Source organism: Roseateles toxinivorans (genome assembly GCF_004362525.1).
Taxonomy (GTDB): domain Bacteria; phylum Pseudomonadota; class Gammaproteobacteria; order Burkholderiales; family Burkholderiaceae_C; genus Paucibacter; species Paucibacter toxinivorans.
The window spans coordinates 371628-398133 of sequence record NZ_SNXS01000002.1 but is presented as its reverse complement, the minus strand read 5'-3'; the positions used below and the strand labels follow the sequence as shown (position 1 = coordinate 398133).

Genomic DNA, 26506 nt, shown 5'->3' with positions numbered 1-26506 from the left:
ACCCCTTTCAGCTGGCGGCCAGGGCCTTGGCAGGCGGCGCGTAGTGGTTGGCGACGATCTCGCCGAAAGGCCCGGTCAGCGCCGGGGTCTGCAGCTTGTCGCGCAGCTCCAGCGGCAGCAGCGGGAACACCAGTTCGGCAAAGCGATGCGCCTCCTCCAGATGCGGATAACCGGACAACACGAAGTACTCCAGGCCCAAGGCGGCGTACTCCTTGATGCGGTCGGCCACCTGCTGCGGGTCGCCGACCAGGGCCGTGCCCGCGCCACCGCGCACCAGGCCCACGCCGGCCCACAGATTGGGCGCAATCTCCAGCCCCTCGCGGATATTGTTCTTGTTGTACCTGCCCTTGTTCAGCTCGGCCATACGGCGCTGGCCGACCGAGTCCATCTTGGCGAACTTCTTCTGCGCGGCCTCGACGGTGGCCTCGTCCAGATGCGAGACCAGCTCCTCGGCCGCGGCCCAGGCCTTCTCCTCCGTCTCGCGCACGATCACATGGAGGCGGATGCCGAAGCTCAAGGTCCGGCCGTACTTGGCGGCGCGCTGCCTGATGTCCGCCACCTTGGCGGCCACCGCGGGCAGCGGCTCGCCCCAGGTCAGATAGGTGTCCAGCTGCTGCGCGGCCAGCTCATGGGCCTCTTCCGACGAGCCGCCGAAGAACAACGGCGGATAGGGCTTGCCGACCGGCGGGTAGAGCAGCTTGGCGCCTTTGACTTGCAAGTGCTCGCCGTCGAAGTCATAGGAATGCCCGTCATGGCTGCGCGCCAGCAACTCCCGCCAGATGGTCAGGAACTCGGTGGACAGCTCGTAGCGCCGCTCATGCGGCAGGAACAGCCCATCGCCGGCCAGCTCCTCCGCATCGCCGCCGGTGACCAGGTTCAGCAACAGCCGCCCGCCGGACAGGCGATCCAGGGTGGCGGCCATGCGCGCCGACTGGGCTGGCTGCACCAGACCCGGCCGCAAGGCGACCAGGAACTTGAGCCGCCGCGTCGCATCGATCAGGCTGGCCGCGACGATCCAGGAATCCTCGCAGCTGCGCCCGGTGGGCAGGAGCACGCCCTCGTAGCCCAGGGCATCGGCGGCGATGGCGATCTGCTTGAAATAGGCCAGGTCGGCAACGCGGCCGCCCTTGGACGTGCCAAGGTAGCGCGAATCGCCATGGGTGGGAATGAACCAGAGAATCTTCATGATCGTGTCCTCAAGCACTCAAAGGGGTCAGGTCTTGGCCAGGCGTGCGCCGGACGGCTGCCAGACGATCTCCGCCACTCGCACCGGCTTCGGGATCAGGCCGATGCGGGCAAAGGCGTCGGCCACGCGCTGCTGGTCGGCCACCACCTTGGCCCCGACCGGCGTGACCGGGCTCGACGGCCGGCGTGACAGCAACAGGTGCACCGTGGCCAGGCTCAGGCCGCTGTAGTCCGACAAGTACTGCGCCGTCTCCTTGCGATTCGCCTGCCAGTAGTCGTTGGCACGGCTCAGCTCGGCCAGCATGGCCAGCACCGTCTGCGGATGGTTCTGGGCGAACGGGCGTGAGGCCAGATAGAAGGAGTTGTTGCCCGACAGGCCCTCGCCGGTGGCCAGCACGCGGGGCGCAACGTCCAGTTCGGTGGCGGCATAGAACGGGTCCCAGATCACCCAGGCGTCGATGGCACCGCGCTCGAACGCGGCCCGCGCGTCGGCCGGCGTCAGATAGACCGGGTTGATATCGCTCCACTGCAGGCCGGCCTGGTCCACCGCGCGCAGCAGCACGTACTGCGAGCTGGAGCCCTTCTGCAGACCGATGCGGCGGCCCTTCAGGTCGGCCAGCGTGCGCAGCGGCGAGTTCGGCTTGACCAGAATCCCGGTGCTCAAAGGCTTGGGCGGCTCGACGCCGACATAGACCAGGTCCTTGCCGGCGGCCTGGGCAAACACCGGCGGCGAGTCGCCGGTGAGGCCGAAGTCCAGGCTGCCGGCCGCCAGCGCCTCCAGCAGCTGCGGACCGGCCGGAAAATCCACCCAGCTGACCTTGGTGTTCGGGTACTTCTTCTCCAGCACTGCCTGGCTCTTCAAGATCACCAGATTGACCGCGCTCTTCTGAAAGCCGATGCGCAGCTGGGCCGGTACGGGCTCTTCGGTCTTGGCCGTAGCCGGGCTGGCCTTGGCCAGCAGCAGGGCCAGGCCCGCCACCGCCGCCTGCAGCAGGCTGCGCCTGCCCGCGCCGAAGCCGTATCCGCTGTCGTTGCTCATGTTCAGGTCCTCCCTCAGTTGCTGGCCGTCTTCACGCCGCTAGGCAGAGCGTCGGAGATGCGGATCGCCTTCGGTATCAGCTTCAGCTCGAAGAACACGTCGGCAATCTTCTGCTGCTCCGCCGCCACCAGCGGCGAGATCGGCTTGATGCCGTACGAGAAGCGTTGCGCCGCCAGCTCGGTCACCGCCAGGTCCAGGCCCAGCTGCGGGGCCAGTTGTTGCGCCACCTCCCTGTGCTTGCCATCGGCCCAGCGGTCCAGCCGGGCCAGTTCGTCGATGATGGCCTGCACCACGTCCGGGCGGCGGTCGGCATAGGGCCGGGCGGCCAGGTAGAACTGATGGTTGGCGACCACGCCCTTGCCATCGGCCAGCACGCGGGCGCCGATCTGCTTCTCGGCGGCGGCCAGGAAGGGGTCCCAGATCACCCAGGCATCGACGGCGCCCTTCTCGAAGGCGGCGCGGGCGTCGGCCGGCGGCAGGAACACGGTCTGCACATCGGCGTACTTCAGGCCCGCCTTCTCCAGCAGCTTGACCAGCAGGAAGTGGACGTTGGAGCCCTTGTTCAGCGCCACCTTCCTGCCCTTCAGATCGGCCACCGTCTTGATCGCCGAGTCCTTGGGCACCACCACCGCCTCGGCCGTGGGCGCCGGCGGCTGGTTGGCCACGTAGACCAGATCGGCACCGGCCGCCTGGGCGAAGATGGGCGGCGCCTCGCCGACGGTGCCGAAGTCGATCGCGCCGACGTTCAGGCCCTCCAGCAGCTGCGGCCCGGCCGGGAACTCGGTCCACTTGACAGCAATGCCCTGCGGCGCCAGCCGCTTCTCCAGGTCGCCGCGCGCCTTCAGCAACGTCAGCGTGCCGTACTTCTGATAGCCGATGCGCAGCGTTTCTTCCTTCTTCTGCGCCAGCGCGGTGCCGGACAGGGACAGCGCTGCGAAGGCGGCCAGGACCGCATTGAGGCGGCGGCGGCGCAGGCCGGGATGAGTGAACAAAGACATGGTGATGGATCCTTTGATGCAAAGAAGGATGCGGGACAGGTTTGGCGTTGCACTCAGGCGTTACATCGCTCGGCAAGTAGCGTAATTTCGGCTCTAGTGCTTGAAGTACGCGGCGTTTGCGTGAGCCGTTCATGCAGCTCCTGGCTGGCCTCGCCGAGGCGTCGGCCTATGCCGGCGTCAAGGCCGTAACTGCCGTCAACGCGCGGCAGGTGCGCATCGGTGGCATAGATGGGATCGAGGATGTCACGCGCACCGAGCGCCGACAGCACCGGCTTCAGCGCATAGTCCAGCGCCAGCAGATGGGCCAGGCTGCCGCCGGTGGCCAAGGGCAGAATCGTCTTGCCGCGCAGGCCGTCCTGCGGCAGCAGATCCAGGAACACCTTCAGCAGGCCGCTGTAGGCCGCCTTGTAGATGGGCGTGGCCAGCACGATGGCGCGGGCCTGGGCCACCTGCTGCAAGGCCTCGCGGATCTGCGCCTGCTGTGCGTCGGCCAGCAGCAGTGCCTGCGCCGGCAGCTCGCGCAGCCGCAGCGTCTCAGGTGCCAGGCCCAGATGGACCAGGCGTTCCCCGGTGGCGCTCAGCAGCGCGGCCGAACGCGAGGCGGCGGTGGGACTGGCGGCAATCAGCAGCAGGCTCATGGTGTTGTCTCGTGCGGGCTTGAGTTCAGCGGCCGGGGGTGTAGATCTGGTCGAACACGCCACCGTCATCGAAGTGGGTCTTCTGCGCCTTGGCCCAGCCGCCGAAGCTGTCGTCGATGCTGAACAGCTTCACAGGGGCGAACTGCTTGGCGTACTTGGCGGCGACCTTGGGATCGCGCGGACGGTAGTAATGCTTGCCGGCAATGTCCTGGCCCTCGGGGCTGTACAGATACTCGAGGTAGGCGGTGGCCACCTTGCGCGTGCCGCGCTTGTCGGCCACCTTGTCGACCACGCTGACCGGCGGCTCGGCCAGGATGGAGATGGCCGGCGTGACGATCTGGAACTTGTCCGGGCCCAGCTCCTTGACGGCCAGATAGGCCTCGTTTTCCCAGGCGATCAGCACATCGCCGATGCCGCGCTCGACGAAGGTTGTGGTCGAGCCGCGGGCGCCCGAGTCCAGCACCTTGGTATTGGCATAGATGCGCTTCACAAAGGCCTTGGCGCTGTCGGCATTGCCGCCGGGCTGCTGCAAGGCGTAGGCCCAGGCAGCGAGATAGTTCCAGCGGGCGCCGCCCGAGGTCTTGGGGTTGGGCGTGATCACGTCGATGCCCGAGCGCGCCAGGTCCGGCCAGTTGGTGATGCCCTTGGGGTTGCCCTTGCGCACCAGGAACACGATGGTCGAGGTGTAGGGCGAGGCGTTCTGCGGCAGCCGCTTCTGCCAGTCGGCCGGGATCAGCTTGGCCTTGTCATGCAGCGCGTCCACGTCATAGGCCAGGGCCAGGGTGACGACATCGGCCTCCAGGCCGTCGATCACCGAGCGCGCCTGCTTGCCCGAGCCGCCGTGCGACTGCTTGATCGTCACCGTCTCGCCGGTTTTGGCCTTCCAGTGCTTGGCGAAGGCGGCGTTGAAGTCCTGGTAGAGCTCGCGGGTCGGGTCGTAGGAGACGTTGAGCAGGGTGGTCTGCGCCAGCGCCAGCGGGGCGGCAAGCGACAGGGCCAGGGCGGCTAGCAATGGAAGATGGCGTCGAATCAGTTTCATGGTCGGGAGCTGTCGGTCAATGGATGAGGGGGTGACTGGACTGTAGAAAAGCCCCGCCCGGCCGTGAACCAAGAAAATGTGCATTGCAATCCAGGGCGCTGGGCGCACGGGTGGGGCCTAGGGTGTCGGCGAGAATCGAGCCTTGCGCCCATCCATAGCGCCCAAGGACAAGACCATGACCGTTCAGCTGAAGAAACCCGGCGCCAGCGCCACTCCCATCACCCTGGTGACACGCACCGGCCTGACCGAACTGATGCTCACCCTGCCGGAAGCCAGCCGCAACTGGCTGGCCACCGTCGGCTTCAAGGGCGCGCCTGATACCTTCGCGCTGATCCCAGGTGCCGATGGCAAGCTGGCCTCGGTGCTGGCCGGCGTCGAGCATGACGCGGCGCCGTTCGCGCTGGCCGCCCTGCCCGGCGCGCTGCCCGAGGGCAACTACAAGCTGGCCGCCGAAGGCCTGCAACTGGGCGCCGAGCAGGCCGCCCTCTCCTGGGAGCTGGGCAGCTACCAGTTCGATCTGTACAAGCCGCGCAAGCGCCCGGCCGCTGTGCTGCAGATGGTCTCCAGCGCCGACGCGCAGCGCGGCCTGGCCCTTGCCACGGCGACCTGCGCCACCCGCGACCTGGTCAACACCCCGGCCGAGCACATGGGCCCGGCCGAGCTGGCCGAGGCGGCGCAGGCGGTGGCCAGGCAGCATGGCGCGACGTTCAAGCAGATCGTTGGCGATGCGCTGCTGAAGCAGAACTTCCCGGCCATTCACGCGGTGGGCCGCGCCGCCACCCGCGCGCCACGGCTGATCGAGCTGAACTGGGGCAAGCCGAAACACCCGAAGCTGACCATCGTCGGCAAGGGCGTGTGTTTCGACACCGGCGGTCTGGACATCAAGGGCGCCGAGGGCATGCGCCAGATGAAGAAGGACATGGGCGGCGCCGCCAATGCGCTCGGCCTGGCCGCCCTGGTGATGGCCTTCAAGCTACCGGTGCGGCTGCAGGTGCTGATCCCCGCGGTGGAGAACGCCATCGCCGGCAATGCCTACCGGCCCGGCGATGTGATCAAGACCCGCCAGGGCCTGCACATCGAGATCGGCAACACCGACGCCGAGGGCCGCGTCATCCTCTGCGACGCGCTGGCCTATGGCGCCGAGCAGTCACCCGAGCTGATGATTGACATGGCCACCCTCACCGGCGCCGCCCGCGTGGCCCTGGGCAGCCAGCTGCCGGCGCTGTTCAGCAACCGCTCCGAGCTGGCCCGCGAGCTGGTCGATCTGGGCCTCAAGCTCGACGATCCGCTGTGGCATATGCCGCTGTGGCATCCCTACCGCCCCGGCATCGAAAGCACCATCGCCGACATCGTCAACACCGGCAAGAACGCGCTGGGCGGCGCCATCAATGCCGCGCTGTTCCTCGAATACTTCGTGCCCGAGTCGATCGACTGGCTGCACGTGGACCTGTTCGCCTGGAACGACGGCGCCCGCGCCGGCCGCCCCGTCGGCGGCGAGGCGCAGACGGTGCGCACCCTGCTGGCCTATCTGGAGCAGCGCTTCAGCGCCTCTTGATCAGCCGGTGAAGCTGTAGCGCTGGGCCAGATCGGCATGGCGGCGCAGGCCCTGCAACAGTGAATGGTTCGCCGGCAGCGGCTCGGCTGCCAGGGCCGCCAGCGCGCCCATCAAGTTGGCGCCATCGACAGGCCGCGTGGTCCAGTCCAGCCCGGCCAGCGTGTCGCGCAGGCCCTGCAGACCTGCCGCGTCGTCGGCCTGGCGCAGCGCCGCCGCCCACTCGCGCAGCAGGCCGGGCGCACCGGTGATCACTGCCACCTGGGTCATCAGCGCCAGATGACCCTGGGACGCCATCAGCAGGGCCAGATCCTGATCGCCGAGACTGGACTTCATGACGCGATAGACGTTCAGAAAGCGCAGCGCACGCCGCGGTGAGGCGCCGACAAAGGGCGCCAGCTTGGCAATGAAGTCGCGCTCGGCTTCGCTGAAGTCGAGGCTGAACACGGGTGCCGGGCTGCTTGCGATTTCGGCGGCTTTCCTGAGGTCGGTGTCGGCCTCGGCTTCGCTATCGAACCGTGCGGTCTCGGCCACATTGACGACTGCCGGCGAGATGCCAGGCTCGTCTTCCCGCGGGGCCGTGACGTACATCGTTTCCGGGGCTATCGCCTCTTTCGCCGCATCCTCGGCCGCCAGGTCATCCGCTTCGCCAGCCTCCGCCTGTGGCGCCTCGCTGCGCTTGCGCAGGAACTCGACGCTGGCCTCGGGCGTCATCGGTCGCACCCAGTAGGGAATCTGGAAAATCTTTTCCAGATAGTCGTGCGCACTGGCCGCCGCCTTGGCCTGTGGAATGCTCGGCGGCGCGCCCAGCATAGCCGGGTAGTGGCACTCGAGGGCGCGGCTGACCCAGCGCACGTCCACCGCCACCAGCACCACGAACAGCGGAAAGCCCAAGAGCAGATGCACGGCCTGCAGCACGTCGACCACCTTGTCGGGGGCGCACCGGTCGAGGTCGTCGATATAGAGCACGATGCGCTTGAACACCGGTGTGTCCTGGCTACCAACGGCCTGGATGCTGCGGTCGAGCTTGGTCAGCTCATCGGCCGTCAGCAGCGAACGCGGCGGTGCGCCGTCCGGCCCGGCCGGCAGCAGGGCCTCGCGCTTCAGGGCCTCGATGCGCTGACGGAACAGCTTGCGTTGCGCCGCCTCCCGCGCGCCGTCCTGTTCGACCGAACCCATATTGGCCGCCAGCTGCTCAAAGTCCTTGCGCACCGTCGCCACCAGGCCTTGGTGCTTGGCGTAGTCACCGTTCACCGCCCGCTCGCGCACAAAGCGCATCAGGCGGCCACGGCCGGTGCCGCTGGCATATTCGCGTTCGGCCTCGGCCAGCCGCTCGCTGGAGCCCGCCAGCTGGGCCTTGGCCTCCTCGACCTCGGCCTTGAGCCGCGCGAACTCGTCCTGCGCCTGCTTGACCTCCTTGGCCGGCGCGGTGACCTGCTTCCTGACGGCGGTGTCGAGGTGGCCACGAAACCGCTCAACCTGATCGATGGCTGAGTGCACACGGCGCGCCATCAGGCCCAGCGCGCCGGCCACGCTGGCCAGCGCCCCCGACACCGTCAGCACCGCTGAGTTGAGCTGGGCCAGCCCAGGCCAGGCAAGCAGGGCGGACAGTCCGTCGCGCAGCAGCAGCAGGCCCGCAGGCACGGCCAGACAGCCCAGCAGCAGCAGCAGCGGCGCCCAGCGGCCACCGGCCTGGCGCAGTACACCGGCCGTCACCAACTGGCCGCGCTGCGCCTGCTGACCCAGGGACTGCATCGCCTCGGACAGCGCTTCGGCGTCCAGCCCGGCCTGCGGCAGGCCCAGAATCTCAGCCGCCCGCTTCAGCTGCCGCTGTGCATCCGGATCGGCGCCCAGCGCCTCCTTGAATGCCGCCGACACCGCCGACCAATAGACCTGCGGCGCCCCGCCGGCCCGGCCCCGCGCCGCCTCCAGCTTTTGTTCGGCCGCGCCCAGCTGTTGCGCGGCCCGACCCTGCTCCTTGCGCCGGTGCACCAGTTGCTCGGCCGCGTCGAGGGTCAGCTCGCGGGCGGTGACCAGCTGATCAAACAGGCGCTCGGCCTGGGCCCCCTGCTGCTGCCTGCGCGCCCACTGGTCCAGCTCGACAAAGATGTGGTCGACCAGGCTGGCCCACAGATTGGTATCGGCGTAGTGCCAGGCGTTGAAGCGTATCTGCACGATGCCGGCGTGGAACATATCGGCATGGACCTGCCGGCGGGCATCGTCGGCCAGGCCCTTCACATGGTCATGCACCAGCCGCAGGAAGAAGGACTTGCCCGAGCCCCAGTCACCGAACACGCCCACCGCCATCGGCGGCACCAGATGACAGGAGGCGATCAGCCGCGCGAAGGCCTCGGCCTCGTCCTGTGCCCCCAGTGCATCGTCAAGGCCCGGCGCACCGGGATCGTCATTGCCGTGCTGAGCTACGCCCTGGCCCAGCGACGGTGGAGGCGGGGCCTGAGCCACGGGCTCGGACGAGGCGGCCTGCGAGGACTCTGGCGATGCCTCGCCCCAGACCTGGCGCCAGGCCTGGCGCTGCGCCGGATCGTTGATGGCCGCCAGCAGACCGGCGCGCATCCGGGCCAGCTCCAGACCCTGCTCCTTGAGTCGGCCCAGCAGCCGGCCCCGGCCGGTGCGCAACACGGCGGCCAGCACCGCATCGGCGCTCAGCCTGCCATCGCCATGCCAGGCTTGGTCGATCTCGATCGCCCTCCTCAGCAGCGCCCAGGCGTTGTCGGTCGCACCAATGCTGCTGCCGCCGAGCCCCTCCCCCGACCGCTCGGCCAGATAGGCCTGGTGCAGCCGATCCAGCCCCTGGGCCAGCTGGGTATCGGTACTCAACAGACGATGCAAGGCCTGCAGACCGGGCTCGGTCTGCTGCTCCAAGGCCAGCTTGTACAGCGCCAGCAGCAGGCAGGTGGTGGAGATATCACCCGGCAGCCCCGGCGCCGGCTCGGCCGCCAGGCGCAGCAGCAACTCGCCCGCAGGGCTGGCCCCGCTGACGCCCAGACGCTGCAGCAGGCCCTGCCACCATTGCGGCGGCAGCGCCGGGGCCACGGGCCTGTGCTCGGTCAGCCCTTCCAACGAGGGCTGGCGGCGTTCGGGCAGCAGCTCGGCCAGATTGCGTGCCTCATCGGGCGAGATGCGGAACGTCGTGCCCTGCGGGGCGCGCAGCAGCAGATTGCCCTCCAGGGCGCCGGACCTGACCACCTCGCTGCGCGGGATGGGCCGGCCCAACCAGACCCGCTCATCGACGACCACGCGGGTCGTCGTGCGACCCTTGACCGGCTCCTCCGGGCTGTCGATGCGCGCAATCTCACCCCAGCCGCGCAGCCCGCCCTTGTCGGTGGTCTGCCATAAGAACACCAAGTCGCCGGGCCGCATCTCCGCTGCCCAGCGCTGCACCGGCCAGTCGGTCGGCGTGCTCTGGTCATTGTCCTGATCGTGGCGGCCCGAGCCCGGCTCGCGGTCCTTGTACTGGAACAGCCAGGCATGGCGGATCGGTGCATTCACAGCTTGCGGCTCCCCGGCGCGCAGGGTGGACGCGCTGCACCTCAGTGTGCGACCGATGTCGCCGCACCGTCATCCTTCAAGATAGGGAGCCTGGTGCGGTCCTAGTTGAACCGTATCGCTCCCGCACCGAACAGGCCGACCAGACCGATCGCAATCAGGTAGATGGCGACAATGAAGTTCAGCAGCTTGGGCATGATCAAGATCAGGATGCCGGCGAGCAGGGACAGCAGTGGGGTCAGACTCAGATGGAGGTTCATGGCTTTTCTTCCAGTTCAAGGCCGGGCGCAGGGGGGCCGTGGCCTCAGGTGGGCCGAGTGTGAGGTCTGCCCCGCCACGCGAACAGCGGCCTGGATCGCCATCGGCTGTAGTACAGCGCCTACGCGGCATCACCGAAAAAGGGGCCAGGTCTTGCGACCCGGCCCCGGTTCTTGCCCTGCGGCGTATCAGAAGCTGTGGCGGATGCCACCGACGAACTCGGTGATATTGCGCTCGCCGCCGCTGGTCAGACCGGCCGGCACCGAGCTGGCAATGCGGGCGGTGTAGCCCACGCCATCGTTCTTGAAGCGGGTCAGCGACGAGTACAGCGCCGTGCGCTTGGACAGGTCGAACTGGTAGCCCACACCCAGCGCTTGGGTCTTGCCCTCGAGGCCGTTCTTGCGCTTGCTCTCGACATACTGGGTCTTGAACGTGTGGTGGCCCAGACGGTAGTCACCACCCAGCCAGTAGCCGGTGCCATCGGCATTGGCCAGCGAGCGGTCATCGACCGAGATCACCCCGGCCACGACGCGGAAGGCGTCGAAGCTGTAGGCCCCGGCCGCCGACAGGGTCTGCACATCCAGATTGACCGCGGCCTTCTTGTCGGTCACATACGACACCATCGCATCGACACCGCCCTGGGTATAGCGGGCGTAGATGTCACCGACGCGGGTTTGCTTGGTCCCGCCGGCGACTTCACCGAGGCCCACCAGCGCGCCGGCCTTGAACCCGTTGTAATTGACGCTCTCGAACTTGACCGAGTTGTTGACGCGCGCCGGCCCGCCGTTGAGGGCGCCCGAGGCATCGCTGCCACGCACCGGCTCATAGCCGCTAAAGCCGCCGATCACCGCCGTGCTGGCGCCGTACGGGGTGTTGGCGAACTGGCTGAAGTCGCTGGACAGGGTGTAGATGCTGCCGTACTGGCGGCCCAGGCTCAGCTGGCCATAGGGCGTGCCCAGGCCGACAAAGGCCTGGCGGCCCCAGAACGCGCCCTGGCCGTTGGTGCCCTCGTCGAGATTGATGCCGCTCTCCAGGGTGAAGAAGGCGCGCAGACCGCCGCCCAGGTCTTCCGTGCCGCGCAGGCCGAAGCGCGAGCCCTGCAGGCCGCCGGACTGCACACGGGTCACCGTGCTGGCGCCGTCGAGCACCTGGACGTTGGCGTCGACCACGCCGTACAAGATGACCTGGCTGCCCGAGGTCTGTGCCAACACGGCGGAGGAGGAGGCTGCCAAGGCGGCAGCGGCGGCCACGGCCGAGAGGATGTTTTTGTTGCGAGACATGTCGTGATTCCTGCTTGCTAGCGAAGTGCAATCCACACCGCCGGCTTGTGGTCCGGCGGCCCCGACCCGCGCCGCGAGCGGCTGGGGTCATGGCTCCCAACTGGGGGCGGGTTTGCACCTAGAAAGCCCGGCTTCGCGCAACGCAGCGTTCCGGAATCGACAAGAATCAGTGGGCGCTCTGCGCGCAGCGTGAAGAGGTCCGGCCGGGGCGGGCCTACTCCCCCGCCCGCAACCACCCCGCCGCACGCTCGGCAATCATCAGCGTTGGCGAATTGGTGTTGCCGCTGGTGATGGTCGGCATCACGCTGGCATCGACCACGCGCAGGGCGGCAACACCGCGCACGCGCAGCCGGCTGTCGACCACCGCCATCGCGTCGTCGGCGCGGCCCATCTTGCAGGTGCCGACCGGGTGGAAGATGGTGGTGGCGATGTCGCCGGCCAGGCGGGCCAGCTCCTCGTCGCTCTGGTATTGCAAGCCGGGCTTGTGCTCTTCCGGCTGGTAGCGCTGCAGCGCCGGCTGGGCAACGATGCGGCGCGTCAGGCGCAGGCTTTCGGCGGCGATCTTCCGGTCCTCTTCTGTGCTGAGGTAGTTCGGCGAAATGGCCGGCGCGTCGCGGTAGTCTGCCGTGCGCAGCAGCACCGTGCCGCGGCTGGTCGGGTTCAGATTGCAGACGCTGGCGGTGAAGGCATTGAAGCCATGCAGCGGCTCGCCGAAGGCGTCCAGTGACAAGGGCTGCACGTGGTACTCCAGATCGGGCCAGGTCTTGCCCGGGCTGCTGCGCGTGAAGGCCCCCAGCTGCGAGGGCGCCATGCTCATCGGCCCGCTGCGCTTGAGTGCGTATTCCAGCCCGATCATCGCCTTGCCGAAGAGGCTGTTGGCCAGCGTGTTCAAGGTCCTGGTGCCCTGCACCTTGAACACCGCGCGTATCTGCAGGTGGTCCTGCAGATTGGCACCGACGCCGGGCAGGTCCTGCAGCACCTCAATGCCCAGCGACTGCAGATGCGCGGCCGGGCCTATGCCCGACAGCTGCAGGATCTGCGGCGAACCGACCGCACCGGCGCACAGCAAGACCTCGCCGCCGGGCTTGAGCTTGATCTCCTCGGGCCCATGCGGCGTGTGCGCGGCCACGCCGGTGCAGCGCAGCGCGCCCGGCCCATCGCTCTCGTCGCGCTCCAGCAGCAGGCGGCTGACCTGGGTGCCGGTCCACAGCTCGAAGTTGGGCCGGCCGAAGGCCTTGGGACGCAGAAAGGCCTTGGCCGTGTTCCAGCGCAGGCCACCCTTCTGGTTGACCTCGAAGTAGCCGACGCCCTCGTTGTTGCCGCTGTTGAAGTCAGCTGTGGCGGGCACGCCGGCCTGGGTGGCGGCGGCGGCAAAGGCATCGAGCACGTCCCAGCGCAGGCGCTGCTTCTCCACGCGCCACTCGCCGCCATGGCCGTGGGTGGCCGCGAACGCGGCGCCCTGGCCGTCGGGTTTGTCGAGCCGCCAGTGGTCCTCGTGTTTCATGAAGGCGGGCAGGCAATGCTCCCAGCGCCAGCTGGCATCGCCGGTGGCTTCGGCCCAGCCGTCGTAGTCGCGGGCCTGGCCGCGCATATAGATCATGCCGTTGATGCTGGAGCAGCCGCCCAGCACCTTGCCGCGCGGGTAGCGCAGGCTGCGGCCGTTCAGGCCGGCGTCGGGCTCGGTGTTGTAGAGCCAGTCGGTGCGCGGGTTGCCTATGCAGTACAGATAGCCGACCGGAATGTGTATCCAGTGGTAGTCGTCCTTGCCGCCGGCCTCGATCAGCAGCACGCGCTTGGAGGCGTCGGCGGTCAGGCGGTTGGCGAGCAGGCTGCCGGCGGTGCCGGCACCAATGATGATGTAGTCGAACGCGGGATTGCTCATCGGCCCTGTCAGGTCAGTTGTTGATGTGGGAGGCCAGCACCGGGAAGAGCTTGATCAGCCCATCGGCCAGCAGCTCCACGGCCAGCGCGGCCAGTATCAGACCCATCAGGCGGGTCATGATGTTGATGCCGGTCTGCCCCAGCGCCTTGGCGATGCGGCCCGAGGCGGTGAAGACCAGATAGGTCACCAGCGCCACCACCACGCCATAGCCGACCAGCACGGCCAGCTCCCACCAGTGACGGGTCTTCTCGGCATAGATCACCATGGTCGAGATCGTCGCCGGGCCGGTCAGCAGCGGAATCGTCAGCGGCACCACGGCAATACTGGCGCCAGCATCGACCTTATGCGCGCCTTCGCTGACATCCTCCTTGCGCCCCTCGGCCGGCTGGGCGTTGAGCATCTGCAGGGAGCTGATCAGGAGCAGCGTGCCGCCGCCGACCTGGAACGAGGCCAGCGAGATGCCGAAGAACTCGATGATCTTCAGTCCCATCAGCGCGCTCAGGCCGATCACGCAGAAGGCGGTGAAGGCGCTGACGCGTATCGTCTGCTGGCGCTGCTGCCGCGTGAAGTTCTGCGTGAAGTGGATGAAGAAGGGCACCACGCCAATCGGGTTGACGATGGCCAGCAGGGCGACAAGGGGTTTGTACAGGTCCATGCCGGATTGTGCGGCGGCGGCGTGCCCCCGTCACTGCGGGCTTGCCAGCCCCCGCAAATACTTCAATCCCGCGCCGGCCCGCGGGCCGTACCAGCTGAGCAGCTCGCCATCGACCAGCTGCACGGTCGCCTGCGGGCACAGCCCTTGAGCCAGCGTCAGATGGCTGGCGTTGAAGGCGTAGGGCTCGGAGCTGAGCAGCACGCGCTGCATGCCGGCCAGCCAGGGCTCGTTGCCGGTCAGCGCCGGGTAGCGCGCCGCGCCATGCGGGCCACCCAGCACCTGCGGCCAGGTCTGCCAGTTCACCTGGGCCAGCATGCGGGCGATATAGGTGTCGGTGGCCACCGTCATCCAGGGCTCGCGCCAGATCAGGTAGAGCACCCGTTGCTCGGGCCAGGTCTGGACGGCGCAGGCCTGCAGTTCCCGCTGCAGCTGTTCACTCAGCGCCGCGGCACGCTCGGTGACACCTGGCAGGTAACCGAACAGCGCCACCATCTGCTCCAGCAGCGTCAGATTGTCCTGCGGCGTTTGCGGGTGGGTGACGACGATCTCGGGTACGAACTCGCGCAAGCCCGCCACCGTCTCCAGCCGGTTCTCGTCGACATTGACCAGCACATGGGTGGGCGCCAGGCCTTTCAGCTTGGCAAGATTCACGTCTTTTGTGCCGCCTACCTTCGGAATGTCCACCACCTCCGCCGCCGGGTGAATGCAAAACCCGGTGCGCGCCACCACATGCTGACGTAGGCCCAGCGCCAGCAGCAGCTCGGTCAGGCTGGGCACCAGGCTGGCGATGCGCGGCGGGCTCATCGTCACAGCGCGTCGGCTTCTTCGGGCTTCAAGGACAGATAGACCGCACAGCAGCCACTCAGATAGACCAGGCCCGGCAGCACCAGGGCCAGCGCGAACACCAGGCCGCCGCCAACCACCGCCGCCATGCCCAGCGGCGTGGCCGCCACCGGCGCGCCGGCAGCGCCCAGGCTGCGAAGGCCATAGCCGAACAGGCCGGCCATCAGCTGCTGCGGCGGCAGGTCTATGCCCACCACCCAGACCGCCAGCAGGGCCATCGCCCGGCCGCCGGTCATCACGACAAAGGTGACGATGGCGCTGACCAGGGCCGTCAGTACCAGCACCGCCCCCATCAGCAGGGCCACATCGAGCAGGCCGCCGCGCCAATGCCGCCACAGCAGCTGAAGCGTCGCGTGCACGCCCTGGCCGGCCCAGACAGACGGCCCGGTCAGCGGGCCGACCAGCACCGCCACGGTGAACGAGGCGACCCCAAGGGCCACCACGCCCACCGGCACCAGCAGGCCGAACAACGGCGTGCCCACCACCGGCAGGCGCACCAGCCACAGCAGGCCCAGCAACAGTCCCAGGCCCAGGATGGCGCCCAGGACAACAACGAGCAGGGTCAGCAGCACGCGATGGGCACTGCCCAGCGCGTCGGTGAAGGCATCCTGCACATCGCGCACCGGCCGGCCCAGGGCCTGATCCATGATCAGCAGGCCGGTGGTGTTGATGCCGTAGAAGGCGGTGGTCAGCGCCAGTCCGGCCCAGATCACGCCCCAGGGCCCGTCGGCCTTGGCCAGCGAAGACTCGGCCATGGCCAGCAATAGCCCGGCCATGCAGAAGGTGGCCAGCAAGGCCCATAGCGCCCGCCCGTTGCGGACCGCCTCCAGGCTGTTCAGGACGCGATTCAGGGTGTGGAGCGAGATTTTTGGCTGCATTTGGCATGGATGATAAGCAGCACCATGGAAATCCCCTGGTTTACCCCAAAGGCTGAAAAACAACACTCACAGTGAGTTCACTTTGCACAGTTCCGTGGCTTACTGATAATCCAAGGTCTGTGTATGGACGCCGCGCCGTCGATTGAATGGTTCACGATGGGTTGAAGCTCCACATGGTTATCTGGAATTGAAAGGGCTTCCCCATGGGAAACAAGCTTTACGTCGGCAACCTCGCTTACAGCGTGCGTGATGAGTCTCTGCAAGAGTCTTTCGGCCAATTTGGTACTGTGACCTCCGCAAAGGTCATGATGGATCGCGACACCGGTCGCTCAAAGGGTTTCGGCTTCGTCGAAATGGGTTCTGACGCTGAAGCGCAAGCCGCTATCAACGGCATGAACGGTCAGGCTCTGGAAGGCCGCGCCATCGTTGTGAACGAGGCTCGTCCTCGTGAAGAGCGTCCGGGCGGCTTCGGTGGCGGCGGTGGTCGCTCCGGTGGCGGCGGCTTCGGCGGCGGCGGTGGTGGTGGTGGCTTCGGTGGCGGTGGCGGCGGTGGTCGCTCCGGCGGCGGCGGCTTCGGTGGCGGCGGTGGCCGCTCCGGTGGCGGCGGCTTCGGCGGTGGCGGCGGTGGCCGTTCCGGCGGTGGCGGCGGCTACGGCGGCGGCGGTGGTGGCCGCGGCGGTTACTGATCTGCCAGTGCAGCGCTGATATCAGCGCTCCGCCAAAAAACAAAAGGGTGCCAGAGGCACCCTTTTTTATTGCCCGGTCGCCCTGGCGGCGCGCGCGCGAAGACGGCTGCGGCGCTCGAATCGGATCCAGAACCACCAGGCGAAATAAACGATCGCGTAGGTCAGCAGCCCCAGCACCAGGCCGGCCAGCGGCAGACCCACCAGCAGCGGCTTGCCCAGCGACAGCAGCCAGGCACTGATGGCGCCCCACCAGCTGCCCGGATCGGTCCAGTCCAGGCCCAGGGTGGGCACCAGGGTCTGGCCCGGCTCATGGGGCAGTACAAGGGAGCCCAGCGTGATGGCCAGGCTCCAGATCGGCACCAGGGTGAAGGGGTTGGTCAACCAGGTCGCCGCGGCGGCCGAAGCCACATTGGCGCGACAGATGATGGCCGCCACGGCCGCCAGGCCCATCTGGCCGGGCCCGGGAAACACCCCGAAACCCACACCCAGCGCAGCACCCAAAGCCACTTTGCGCCTGTGCGCGACCCACAACCAGGGGCGGTGGGCCAGATAGCGGCCGAGCCAGCGCAAGCCGGGGGTTTGGCTCAGGGTTTCGGGGCTGGGGAGTATGCGTCGGGCAAATCGGCTAGCGGGCACGCGGGGGGACTTTCGAAGAACGATGGCGGCACGACATCGGTGCAGATCAGATATATGCGGCGATGCCGCTGAACTACAAGAACCCTCCGAGTATCGCGCCACCGATGCCCCGGCCCGCAATCTCAAGCCCCGTCAACGCTCGAAGGTATGCACCGCCTTGGCAAACAACTCGGTGTTGCGCTGCCGGCCCGGCTCGGCGCTGGCCCGCGTCGCGCCGACGCTGAAGCTGCGGCCCAGGCCCAGCCGATGCTGATAGACCAGGGACAGGCTGCGGCCCTGCAGATCCTCCTCCGCCAACGCCGCCTCGGCGCGCCGCTGATAGCCGGTGCTCTGCATGATGGCGCGCACCGAGTCGCGCGGGCTCATATGCAGCACCGCCAGGGTGCGGGCGGCGCGGTCGGTGAAGGCCCGCTCGCTCTGCGGGCGGCGCACAAAGCCCTGCTCCAGCCGCTGCTCCAGTTCCAGGCTCCAGTGCGTGGGCAGGCCCGGCAGCGGCAGGCGCAGCTTGGCCTCCAGCAACACATTGGCCCCGCGGCCGACGCGGTCGGCCTCGACGTCCAGGCGCCGGCCCAGCTCCAGCTCGCCGGTCAGATAGCTGAGCCAGGGTGCCGGGTTGCTGCCGAAGCCGAAGTTCAGGGTGCGCAGCGGATGCAGCACACCACCGGCCTTGGCACGCTGCTGATCGAAGCTCAGGTGCGCCCACACATCGGTATTGCGCGCCGCCACGAACCAGAAACCCGGATGGATGCGCCGCTCGACCACCTCGCCGGCACGCACACCATGAGCGGCGTCGCGCACGGTGCTGATCTGCTTCAGGAACAGCTGCCATTCCGCCTCGAAAACCTGGAAGCGCGACCATTCGCCCAGCGGTGCCAGCGACTCCGGTGCCACGCGCCGGTTCAGCTGCAGGCTGGCCTGGCGCACGCCGGACTGGCTGACAAAGCCGTTGTCATTGGCGAATCTCGGGCTGATCTGCTCGATATGGGCGGTATTGGCCCAGTCCTCACTGGAGTGGCGCCAGCTCAGCCAGAGCTTGTGCCCGGTCTCGGCACGGATGGCGACCGGCGCGCCCTGCACATCGAAGCCCGCCGTGGTGCGCGAGAACAGCGCATGGCCGCGCAGCTGGTCCTCCGCGCCGGCCCGCCAGCTGCCGTCCAGGCCCAGCACGCGATTGCTCTGGCCCGAGCCGTAATCGCGCGAAGACACCAGCCCGCCCAGGCCCAGCGCCTCGGCTTGCCAGCGCCCGCGCGCAAAGGTCGCCTGCGACACGCGGGCCTGCTCATGGCTGGCCGTGCCATAGGCGCTGGCACGCAAGATCTGCCCCCCACCGGCATCGCGCAGGCTCAGAGCGGTGGCCTCGGCATTGGCACCGCGCCAGGTGCTGCGCACGCCCCACTCGGGGTCGGTGATGGCACGCGAATAGAAGGCCGCCAGACCTCGCGCATCGCCCTGATCGACGGCCTGGCCCAGGCCGATCACATCGGTGCTTTCGAGGAAGAACGGCCGCTTCTCGGGCACGCTCAGTGCGAATCGGGTGTTGCCGGCCAGCTGCGGTGTGTCCAGCTCGACCTGGGAGAAGTCGGGGTTGAAGGTGGCGTCCACCACCCAGTCGGCGCGCGGCCGCCATTTCAGCTCGGCACCGAGCGTGAACTTGCTCTGCTTGCGCGTCTGCGCGCCATCGCGGTCGCGGGTCGCGCGCCAGGTCAGCTCGGGGCTGATGTTCAGGAAGCTGTGCTCGCGCACCCGCTCGGCCAGATCGCCCAGGCCGCCGATCTCCTGCATCTCGGCGATGAAGCTCAGGGCGTCCTTGGTCAGCGGCGCGCTGACCAGCAGCAGGCTCGCCTCACGCGGGATGCTGCGCGCCACCATCAGCCGCCAGGGCGCGCCGTTGGCATAAGGGAAGCGCAGGCTGGCCAGCGGCCAGCGCAGCTCGACGCTGTAGCCATCTGGCAGGCGCTGCACGGCGGCTTCGAGGTCGAAGTCGGGGGCATAGTCCTCGCCATCGTCCTCGGCGGTGAACACGCCATCGGCAATCACGCCGGCGGCGCTGATGCGCGCGAACTGGGCCGAGCGGCGCTGGCCGACCGCATCGAGCGCCACCATCACGAAATCCTGGTCGCGCTTGACGTTGTCGCGCCGTGCCAGCTGGGCCCGTATCAGCTCGGGCCGTGGGTCATAGGCGCGGATGCCGAAGATCAGATGGTGCTCGTCGGCCACCACCTGAACGGTCGTGCGCATGGGCGCCGGCAGGCGGTCTTCGGGCTGGTGCTGCAAAAAGGCGTCGTGCACCGGGGCACGCTGCCAGATGGCTTCGTCGAGCCGGCCGTCGATGCGTGGTGCAACATCACCGGCCTGCAGGCGCAGCGCCTGCGGTTGGGCGCCAGCGGGATAGGGCAGCTCGGCGGCGGCACAGGCGCCAGCGGCCCAGGCCAGCCCCAGCGCCAAGGCTTGAGGGTTCAGTTTCATGGCAATCAATCATCCAGACATGGGAGCGGCCGACCGTTGGGGGCCGACCGATACATATGTGAGCGAGCGCAGTCGCTAAGGATGAATGACCTGGGCCATGGGAGCCTGCTTGCAGCGCGTGCCGCGGAGATTGAAACGGGCGGAGTATAGCTACTCGCCGCGTCGGTGCTTGCGCGGCCGCCCGGCCAGCAGGCGGTCGAACCAGGCATTGGGCAACGCGCGCATCAGCTTGGCGACGACGCCCATCTGCCAGGGAATCACCCGGTAGCTGACCCCGGCACTGATGGCGGCAAAGGCCCGCTCGGCAAAGTCATCGGCCTTCATCAGGAAGGGCATGCCGTAGCGGTTCTGGCTGGTCAGCGGCGTGGCGATATAGCCGGGCAGCAGGGTCACGACCTTGACGCCCGAGGGCCGGCACTCACCACGCAGGCTCTCGCAATAGCTGACCACGGCCGCCTTGCTGGCGCAGTAGGCGCCATGGCCCGGCAGGCCGCGGATGGCAGCCACGCTGGCTATGCCCACCAGCGTGCCCGAGCCGCGCTCGCGCATCGGCGTGACGAAAGGCTGGAAGGTGGCGGCCATGCCGAGGTTGTTGGTCTCGAAGGTTGAGCGCATCACCTCCAGGTCTTCGGCGAAGGCAGTGTCCATGCCAACGCTGATGCCGGCGTTGGCAATCACCACATCGGGCAGGCCCTGGCGTGCGATGCAGTCCCGTCCGGCCTGGGTGATGGCGGCCACGTCGCGCACATCGGCGCCATAGACCTCGTGGCGCGCCGCCTCGAAGCCCGCACCCTGCGCCCATTCGCGCAGCTCGGCGCTGCGCCGCGCCACCAGGGCGACGCGCCAGCCGGCCTGATAGTAGGTCTTGGCCAAGGCCTGGCCAATGCCGCTGGAGGCGCCGGTGATGAAAACCAGCGGTGAATTGCCGCCGCTCATAGACCCGGCCGCGCGTTGTTGGGCCGCGATGACATCTGCATGCGCGTGCGCCCGCTGAACTCCAGCAGGCCCTTAAGGTTGTCGTAGTCCAGGGTCTGGGCGCGCATCTCGCCGCCGGGGTAGGTGATGCGCACCGGCAGATGGGAGCGCAGCTTCTCCAGCGCGACAAAGGCCTGGACGAACTCGCCCTGGATCTCGACCTGAGGCGCGGCACCGAGCACGCCCTCCTTGTCGCGCACAAAGCGCTGCACGCGCACCTCACCGACGAGCTGCACCTCGCTGCCGTCGGCATTGCTGATGCCGCGCAAGGCCTTGGCAATCATGACGCTGCCCTCCTTGCCGATGGCATGCACCAGCACGTCGTCGATCTCCAGCGTGTCGGTGTCGGGGTAGTGACGCATCTCGCGGCCGGAGACACGCACGCGCAACGCCCCCTTGGCGTCGAAACGCTGCACGTCGAATCCCTGCATCAGGTAGTCCGGCTCATGGCGCTTGGGCACCGCCTCGGTCGGGCCCTGTGGCAGCGGCGTGTTCTTCACCAGCCACCAGGTGCCCAGGGCCAGCACGCTCATCAAGACCAGGGGCAGGTAGGCCGAGAAAAGCTCCTGCAGGCTGCACAGCCAGGACGGCGCCCGCAAACGGGTGGCCGGCGCCGCGATCGGGCCGAGCGCCGCCATCAGGCGGGGCCTCCGTCCAGCGTATCCAGATGGCCGGCGAACAGCTCGCCATAGCGGCCGCAGGCCATCAGCAGGATGTCGCAGCACTCGCGGGCGGCGCCATGGCCGGCGGCGGCTCGGGTCACGTGGTGGGCCACGGCCAGCACCTCGGCATGGGCCTGCGGCGGGGCGCAGGCAAAGCCGGCGCGGGTCAGCAGGGGCAGGTCGGGCCAGTCATCGCCCATCGCCGCGACCTGATCCCATGACACGCCCAGCTGGGCCAGCAGCGGCGTGGCCACGGCCAGCTTGTCCTTGGCGCCGTAGACGGCATGCTGCAGGCCGAGGTCGGCGACGCGGCGGCGCACGGCCGGCGAATCACGGCCGGTGATGATGATGGGCGTGATGCCGGCTTGGGCCAGCAGCTTCAGGCCATGGCCGTCGAGCGTGGAGAAGGCCTTGAAGCTCTCGCCCTGCTCGCCGATATAGATGCGGCCGTCGGTGAGCACGCCGTCGACATCGAAGATGGCCGCCTTCAGGCCCAGGCCGCTGCCTTGGGCCTTGAGCAGCAGCTCGGGGGGAAAGCTCAGCGAAGGTTTCAAGATCAGATCACCTTGGCGCGCATCAGGTCGTTGATGCTCAGCGCGCCTTGCAGCTGGCCGGCCTCATCGACCACCAGCACGACGGTGATGCGGGCCTCTTCCATCAGATCGGCGGCATCGACGGCCAGCGCCTGCGCGCGCACCATGCGCGGCCTGGCATGCATCACATCGGCAGCACGCAAATTACGCAAGTCCTGACCCTTCTCGACCAGGCGGCGCAGATCACCGTCGGTGAACACACCCTGCACCCTGTCGTCCCCATCGACGACGATGGCCAGGCCCAGGGCCTTGGCCGACATCTCGCGCATCATGTCGGTGAACGGGGTGTCGGCGGCCACGCGCGGCAGCGCCTCGCCGCTGCGCATCAGGTCATGGACATGGGTCAGCAGCTTGCGGCCCAGCGCGCCTCCCGGGTGGGAGCGGGCAAAGTCCTCGGCCTTGAAGCCCCGCGCGTCCAGCAGAGCCATGGCTAGCGCGTCGCCCAGGGCCATCTGCGCGGTCGTGCTGGCGGTAGGCGCCAGTTGCAGCGGGCAGGCTTCCTCGGCCACGGCGCTGTCCAGCACCAGGGTGGCGTGCCGGGCGAGGCTGGAATCGGCGCGGCCGGTCATCGCGATCACCGGCACGCCCAGGCGCTTGAGCACCGGCAGGATGGCGTTGAGCTCGTCGCTCTCGCCGGAGTTCGACAGGGCCAGCACGATGTCCTTGCCGGTCACCATGCCCAGGTCGCCATGGCTGGCCTCGGCCGGATGGACGAACAGCGACGGCGTGCCGGTGGAGGCCAGGGTGGCGGCAATCTTGCGGCCCACATGGCCACTCTTGCCCATGCCCATCACGGCGACGCGGCCGCTGCAGGCCAGCACCGCCTGCACGGCGGCGGCAAAGGCCTCGCCGAGGCGGGGCGACAGCTCGGTCAGCGCCGCGGCCTCGATCTGCAGGGCGCGCTGGGCGACGGACACCGCGCGGGCGGCGTCGAAGGGCGGGGATTCGGTCATGCGGGCAGTGTAGCGGCGCCGGCAAGCCCGGATATAGCCGGCTGTTACCCGCCCGGCGCCCGCCGTTTCCACAATGGGCCCCAGGCGCTGCAACAAGCGCCACCCCACCCTCACCAGGAGACAAGCATGAGCGCAAAGAAACTGCTGCTATTGGCCGGCGACTACGTCGAGGACTACGAGATCATGGTGCCCTTCCAGGCCCTGCAGGCCGTGGGCCACACGGTGCATGCCGTCTGCCCGGGCAAGGCGACCGGCGACTACGTGATGACCGCCGTCCACGACTTCGAGGGCGCCCAGACCTATTCCGAGAAGCCCGGCCACCGCTTCGTCTTGAACGCCAGCTTCGCCGACATCAAGCCGGCCGACTACGACGGCCTGGTGATCCCCGGCGGCCGCGCACCCGAGTACATGCGCACCATGCCCGGCGTGATTGCCATCGTCCAGCACTTCATCCAAGCCGACAAGCCGGTCGCCGCGATCTGCCACGGCGCCCAGCTGCTGGCCGCCGCCGGCGTGATACGCGGCAAGCGCGTGTCGGCCTACCCGGCCTGTGCCGCCGAGGTCGAGCTGGCCGGCGCCAGCTATGCCGACATTCCGGTCGATCAGGCGGTGACCGATGGCAAGCTGGTGACCGCGCCGGCCTGGCCCGCCCACCCGGCCTGGATCGCCCAGTTCCTGGCGGTGCTTGGGACGCGCATCACCTATTGACGGCAGAATCCGTTCAACAGGAGGTTTGCCATGTGCGAAGTCTTCATCAGCGCCAACCCCGAGTCCTACGAGTCGCGCACGCGCTCGGTGCGGCTGCACGGGGTGATCACCAGCATACGGCTGGAAAACCTGCACTGGGAGGTGCTGGAGGAGATCGGCGCCCGCGACGGCATGGGCGTCACCCAGCTGATCGAGAAGCTCTACGACGAGTTGGTGCAAGCGCGTGGCGCCGTAGGCAATTTCGCCTCCTTCCTGCGCGTCAGCGCCCTGCGTTACATGGCGCTGCAGGCGCGCCAGCGCATCCCGACCGACCTTGGCGTGCCGATACGCTCGCTGGAGGCAGGGCGGGTGTTGCAGGACCTGCCGCCGAGCTGGCACAAGCCGCTGGAGCGGCTCAGTCTGTAGCCCGGATGACAATCCGGGGGCAAGCGATGGCAAAGCCCCCGGATTGCATCCGGGCTACACGTCTATCAGGGATACAGACCCCGCTCCTCGCGCGCCTGCAGCACCCGCGTGCAGGCCACCACGAAGGCCGCGGTGCGCAGCGTGATACGGTGCTGTTCCGAGGTGTCCCAGATGTGCTTGAAGGCGCCGGTGATGATCTTGTCCAGGCGGACGTTGATCTCGTCCTCGGTCCAGAAGAAGGACGAGAAGTCCTGCACCCATTCGAAGTAGGACACGGTCACGCCGCCCGAGTTGGCGATCACGTCGGGCACGACGATGATGCCGCGGTCGGCCAGCACCTGGTCGCCGTCGGGGGTGGTCGGGCCGTTGGCGCCTTCCAGCACCACGCGGGTCGAGATGCGATGGGCGCGCTCGGCGGTGATCTGCCCCTCCAGCGCGGCCGGGATCAACACGTCGCTCTTCACATCCCAGAAGTTCTCGTCGGCTATCGAGTCGGCGCCGGCAAAGCCGCCGACGCCGCCGGTCCTGGCCACATGGTCGAGCAGGTTCTGCATGTCCATGCCCGAGTGGTTCAGGATCGTGCCGGTGTGATCCTGCACGGCCACGATCTTCGCGCCATTGGCGGCGAACAGCTTGGCTGCGATCGAGCCCACGTTGCCGAAGCCCTGCACGGCCACACGGGCGCCTTCCAGCGGCACGTTGAGGCGGCGCATGGCCTCGCGGCCGATCACGAACACGCCGCGGCCGGTGGCCTGCACACGGCCCAGCGAGCCGCCCAGCGGGATCGGCTTGCCGGTGACGACGCCGGTGGCCGTGGCGCCGGTGTTCATCGAATAGGTGTCCATCATCCAGGCCATGATCTGGCCGTTGGTGTTGACGTCGGGGGCCGGGATGTCCTGCTGCGGGCCGATGATGATGCCGATCTCGCTGGTGTACCGGCGTGTAACTTTTTCCAGTTCCTTCAGCGACAGCTGCTTCGGGTCGAGCCGGATGCCACCCTTGGCGCCGCCGTAGGGCAGGTTGACCGCGGCGTTCTTGATCGTCATCCAGGCCGACAGGGCCATCACTTCTTCGAGCGTGACGTCCGGGTGGTAGCGCACGCCGCCCTTGCCCGGGCCGCGGGTCAGGCTGTGCTGGACGCGGTAGCCCTCATAGTGGGCGATGGTGCCGTTGTCGAGTTCGATCGGCACATCGACTATCAGGGCGCGCTTGGGCCGGCGCAGCGTTTCCACCCAGCGTGCCAGATGGCCGAGGTACGGCTCGACGGCGTCGATCTGAGACAGATAGGTGCCCCAGGGACTGTTGCGCGTGGGGGAAACGAAGGACAGATTGGGCATGTAATGCTCCGTAACTTTTCGGTGGCGCGAACGGTATCGCGAACCGGGTTCGGCATGCCAGCGTTTCCAAAGCCGTGTTCACATGCGGCTATGCGGCTTGTGCATAAGGTGCCCAATCGCCACTCCGACTTGAGTCAAAGCCGGGTGCCGCGTGCAGCAATACTCAAGGCGGCGCAGACTTCCCGCCCGGTATCACGCTCTTGAGTTTGCCGCTCAAGGCGCCCGAGAGGGCCAGCTCGCTGATGCCGCAGATGGCACCAACCGCAAAGGCCAGCATCGCCGAGCCCTGGCCATCGACCGACAGGCTGGACAACTTGCTTGACGCGCCGATCGTGATGTCGAACACGCCGAAGGCACTGAGCATGACCAGCAGCATGGTGGACAGGCCGGCCAGGGCCAGTCGCGTCGGCACGTTCAGGCGGTCGGCGTCCAGCCTGACCAAGTCCTCCAGCGCCAGACGGGGTTTGCGGTAGGCGTAGGACAGGCCCACGCCGACGAAGCAGCCCACCCAAAGCACCAGATAGTTAGCCATCACCGACGGATAGATCTGCAGCGAACTCAGCAGGCGGTGCAGCAGGTCACCCGACCGGCTCGTCTGCAGCAGCAGATAGGCCAGAGCAAGAGGCACGGAGAACCGGGTACCCCAGAGCGCCAGTTCGCGCAGATGCTGGTTCTTGATGCGCCCCTCCTCGTCATCGATCAACTCGTCCTCGATCCGCTTGAGCTCGTTGCGCGCCAGCTCCACTGCGAGACGTCCACCGCGGGTCTTGCCACGGTCAAGGCTGTCGCCTTCGAGCGCCAACCGGGCCAGGTAGAAGAGGCTGACGAAGTGCTGCCGGAAGCGCTTCTCGCTGCCATCCGCCGACGAGGGATAGAGCTCGGTCAGCACGTCATGCACGCGGCCGATAGCGGCATACAGATCCATCTCGTCCTTGGTGGGCTGCGGGCCGCCCTCGCGCAGTTGCAGATCGAAGACGATGTCTCGGGCGTCCTGCTGGGTCGGGTCGAATCGTCGCTCGCCGGAAAACTCCGAACCGTCTTCCCGGACGACCCGCAGCGCGAACACGGCCTGCCCCGGCTTGCCGGTGCTGTCGGGAGCCGGAGCGGCGGGAGCGCTGGCGGGCGGCGTGGCGGCGGTGCTCATGGAATGTCCTCCGGGATCACCCTTGGCCGACGGGTCATGGGTATGGGCACCTTAGGCCCGTGCCATCGCAGCGGCGTTGACTGGCGTCAATCCGGATCGGGCCAAGGCCTTTCTTTTGCGGTCCGCGGAATAAGCAGGCCCCCGCCCCCGTTGGGCAGCGCGCCGCCCTGAAGTCACGCCAAGCCCC

At 68.1% G+C, this 26506-nt stretch carries 24 protein-coding genes; 4 read left to right on the top strand and 20 right to left on the bottom strand.

From position 1 onward, the window contains the following. Positions 1–7 precede the first annotated feature (7 nt). From ssuD to DES47_RS07530, 5 genes are read right to left on the bottom strand one after another with little or no spacing between them, the layout of a single operon-like run. Positions 8–1186: an FMNH2-dependent alkanesulfonate monooxygenase gene (gene ssuD, locus DES47_RS07550; RefSeq protein ID WP_133700067.1), complete on the bottom strand. Its 1179-nt coding sequence runs from the start codon at positions 1184–1186 to the stop codon at positions 8–10. 27 nt (positions 1187–1213) lie between these two features. Then, positions 1214–2224, bottom strand: a complete 1011-nt coding sequence (locus DES47_RS07545) for a sulfonate ABC transporter substrate-binding protein (protein ID WP_133700066.1) — start codon at positions 2222–2224, stop codon at positions 1214–1216. A 14-nt stretch (positions 2225–2238) separates the two neighbouring features. Further along, a complete protein-coding gene (locus DES47_RS07540) occupies positions 2239–3222 on the bottom strand; it encodes a sulfonate ABC transporter substrate-binding protein (RefSeq protein WP_208114933.1) in 984 nt (327 codons plus the stop codon). A 53-nt stretch (positions 3223–3275) separates the two neighbouring features. Next, positions 3276–3860: an NADPH-dependent FMN reductase gene (gene ssuE / locus DES47_RS07535; protein ID WP_133700064.1), complete on the bottom strand. Its 585-nt coding sequence runs from the start codon at positions 3858–3860 to the stop codon at positions 3276–3278. 25 nt (positions 3861–3885) lie between these two features. Further along, on the bottom strand, positions 3886–4899 hold the full coding sequence (locus DES47_RS07530) for a sulfate ABC transporter substrate-binding protein (protein WP_133700063.1): 1014 nt from the start codon (positions 4897–4899) through the stop codon (positions 3886–3888). 175 nt (positions 4900–5074) lie between these two features. On the opposite strand from DES47_RS07530, the gene DES47_RS07525 reads away from it, so the two are divergent. Further along, positions 5075–6454: a leucyl aminopeptidase family protein gene (locus DES47_RS07525; protein ID WP_133700062.1), complete on the top strand. Its 1380-nt coding sequence runs from the start codon at positions 5075–5077 to the stop codon at positions 6452–6454. On the opposite strand, the gene DES47_RS07520 is transcribed toward DES47_RS07525, so the two are convergent. From DES47_RS07520 to DES47_RS07490, 7 genes are all read right to left on the bottom strand, one after another. Continuing rightward, on the bottom strand, positions 6455–9961 hold the full coding sequence (locus DES47_RS07520) for a P-loop NTPase fold protein (protein ID WP_133700061.1): 3507 nt from the start codon (positions 9959–9961) through the stop codon (positions 6455–6457). Between the two features lie 101 nt (positions 9962–10062). Beyond that, positions 10063–10218 carry a DUF3096 domain-containing protein gene (locus DES47_RS07515; RefSeq protein WP_133700060.1) on the bottom strand — a complete coding sequence of 52 codons (156 nt, stop codon included), beginning with the start codon at positions 10216–10218 and terminating at the stop codon, positions 10063–10065. Between the two features lie 186 nt (positions 10219–10404). Continuing rightward, positions 10405–11496 carry a porin gene (locus DES47_RS07510; RefSeq protein ID WP_133700059.1) on the bottom strand — a complete coding sequence of 364 codons (1092 nt, stop codon included), beginning with the start codon at positions 11494–11496 and terminating at the stop codon, positions 10405–10407. Between the two features lie 214 nt (positions 11497–11710). Next, complete coding sequence (locus tag DES47_RS07505; RefSeq protein WP_133700058.1) at positions 11711–13378, bottom strand: GMC family oxidoreductase; 1668 nt, start codon at positions 13376–13378, stop codon at positions 11711–11713. Between the two features lie 13 nt (positions 13379–13391). Further along, positions 13392–14033, bottom strand: a complete 642-nt coding sequence (locus DES47_RS07500; RefSeq protein ID WP_133700057.1) for a MarC family protein — start codon at positions 14031–14033, stop codon at positions 13392–13394. A 30-nt stretch (positions 14034–14063) separates the two neighbouring features. Further along, entirely contained in the window at positions 14064–14837 is a 774-nt protein-coding gene (locus DES47_RS07495; protein ID WP_133700056.1) for a helical backbone metal receptor, read from the bottom strand. 2 nt (positions 14838–14839) lie between these two features. Beyond that, complete coding sequence (locus tag DES47_RS07490) at positions 14840–15754, bottom strand: hypothetical protein (protein WP_133700055.1); 915 nt, start codon at positions 15752–15754, stop codon at positions 14840–14842. 203 nt (positions 15755–15957) lie between these two features. On the opposite strand from DES47_RS07490, the gene DES47_RS07485 reads away from it, so the two are divergent. After that, positions 15958–16440, top strand: a complete 483-nt coding sequence (locus tag DES47_RS07485) for an RNA recognition motif domain-containing protein (RefSeq protein ID WP_133700054.1) — start codon at positions 15958–15960, stop codon at positions 16438–16440. Positions 16441–16506: 66 nt separating this feature from the next. Here the strand turns inward: DES47_RS07485 and DES47_RS07480 are convergent, their stop codons facing one another. The 6 genes from DES47_RS07480 to DES47_RS07455 form a co-directional block, all read right to left on the bottom strand. Continuing rightward, entirely contained in the window at positions 16507–17076 is a 570-nt protein-coding gene (locus tag DES47_RS07480; protein WP_208114932.1) for a DUF2062 domain-containing protein, read from the bottom strand. Between the two features lie 132 nt (positions 17077–17208). Further along, entirely contained in the window at positions 17209–19542 is a 2334-nt protein-coding gene (locus tag DES47_RS07475) for a carbohydrate binding family 9 domain-containing protein (RefSeq protein ID WP_133700052.1), read from the bottom strand. 150 nt (positions 19543–19692) lie between these two features. Continuing rightward, on the bottom strand, positions 19693–20478 hold the full coding sequence (locus DES47_RS07470; protein WP_133700051.1) for an SDR family oxidoreductase: 786 nt from the start codon (positions 20476–20478) through the stop codon (positions 19693–19695). Beyond that, positions 20475–21155 carry an LPS export ABC transporter periplasmic protein LptC gene (gene lptC / locus DES47_RS07465; RefSeq protein WP_133700050.1) on the bottom strand — a complete coding sequence of 227 codons (681 nt, stop codon included), beginning with the start codon at positions 21153–21155 and terminating at the stop codon, positions 20475–20477. Before lptC ends, DES47_RS07470 begins: the two co-directional genes overlap by 4 nt. Then, complete coding sequence (locus tag DES47_RS07460; protein WP_133700049.1) at positions 21155–21733, bottom strand: KdsC family phosphatase; 579 nt, start codon at positions 21731–21733, stop codon at positions 21155–21157. The genes lptC and DES47_RS07460 overlap by 1 nt, the downstream gene beginning before the upstream one ends. A gap of 2 nt (positions 21734–21735) precedes the next feature. Continuing rightward, positions 21736–22725: a KpsF/GutQ family sugar-phosphate isomerase gene (locus DES47_RS07455; RefSeq protein ID WP_133700048.1), complete on the bottom strand. Its 990-nt coding sequence runs from the start codon at positions 22723–22725 to the stop codon at positions 21736–21738. Positions 22726–22851: 126 nt separating this feature from the next. Between DES47_RS07455 and DES47_RS07450 the strand changes: the two genes are divergently transcribed. Beyond that, entirely contained in the window at positions 22852–23433 is a 582-nt protein-coding gene (locus tag DES47_RS07450) for a DJ-1/PfpI family protein (protein WP_133700047.1), read from the top strand. A gap of 30 nt (positions 23434–23463) precedes the next feature. After that, positions 23464–23838 (top strand): ribbon-helix-helix domain-containing protein, encoded by a 375-nt coding sequence (locus DES47_RS07445; protein ID WP_133700046.1) that lies wholly within the window; start codon positions 23464–23466, stop codon positions 23836–23838. A gap of 65 nt (positions 23839–23903) precedes the next feature. Here DES47_RS07445 and DES47_RS07440 read toward each other — a convergent pair whose 3' ends face one another. Both DES47_RS07440 and DES47_RS07435 read right to left on the bottom strand, forming a co-directional pair. Then, positions 23904–25175, bottom strand: coding sequence for a Glu/Leu/Phe/Val family dehydrogenase (locus tag DES47_RS07440; RefSeq protein WP_133700045.1), 1272 nt, complete (start codon positions 25173–25175; stop codon positions 23904–23906). 163 nt (positions 25176–25338) lie between these two features. After that, on the bottom strand, positions 25339–26319 hold the full coding sequence (locus DES47_RS07435; RefSeq protein ID WP_133700044.1) for a hypothetical protein: 981 nt from the start codon (positions 26317–26319) through the stop codon (positions 25339–25341). Between the last annotated feature and the right edge of the window lie 187 nt (positions 26320–26506).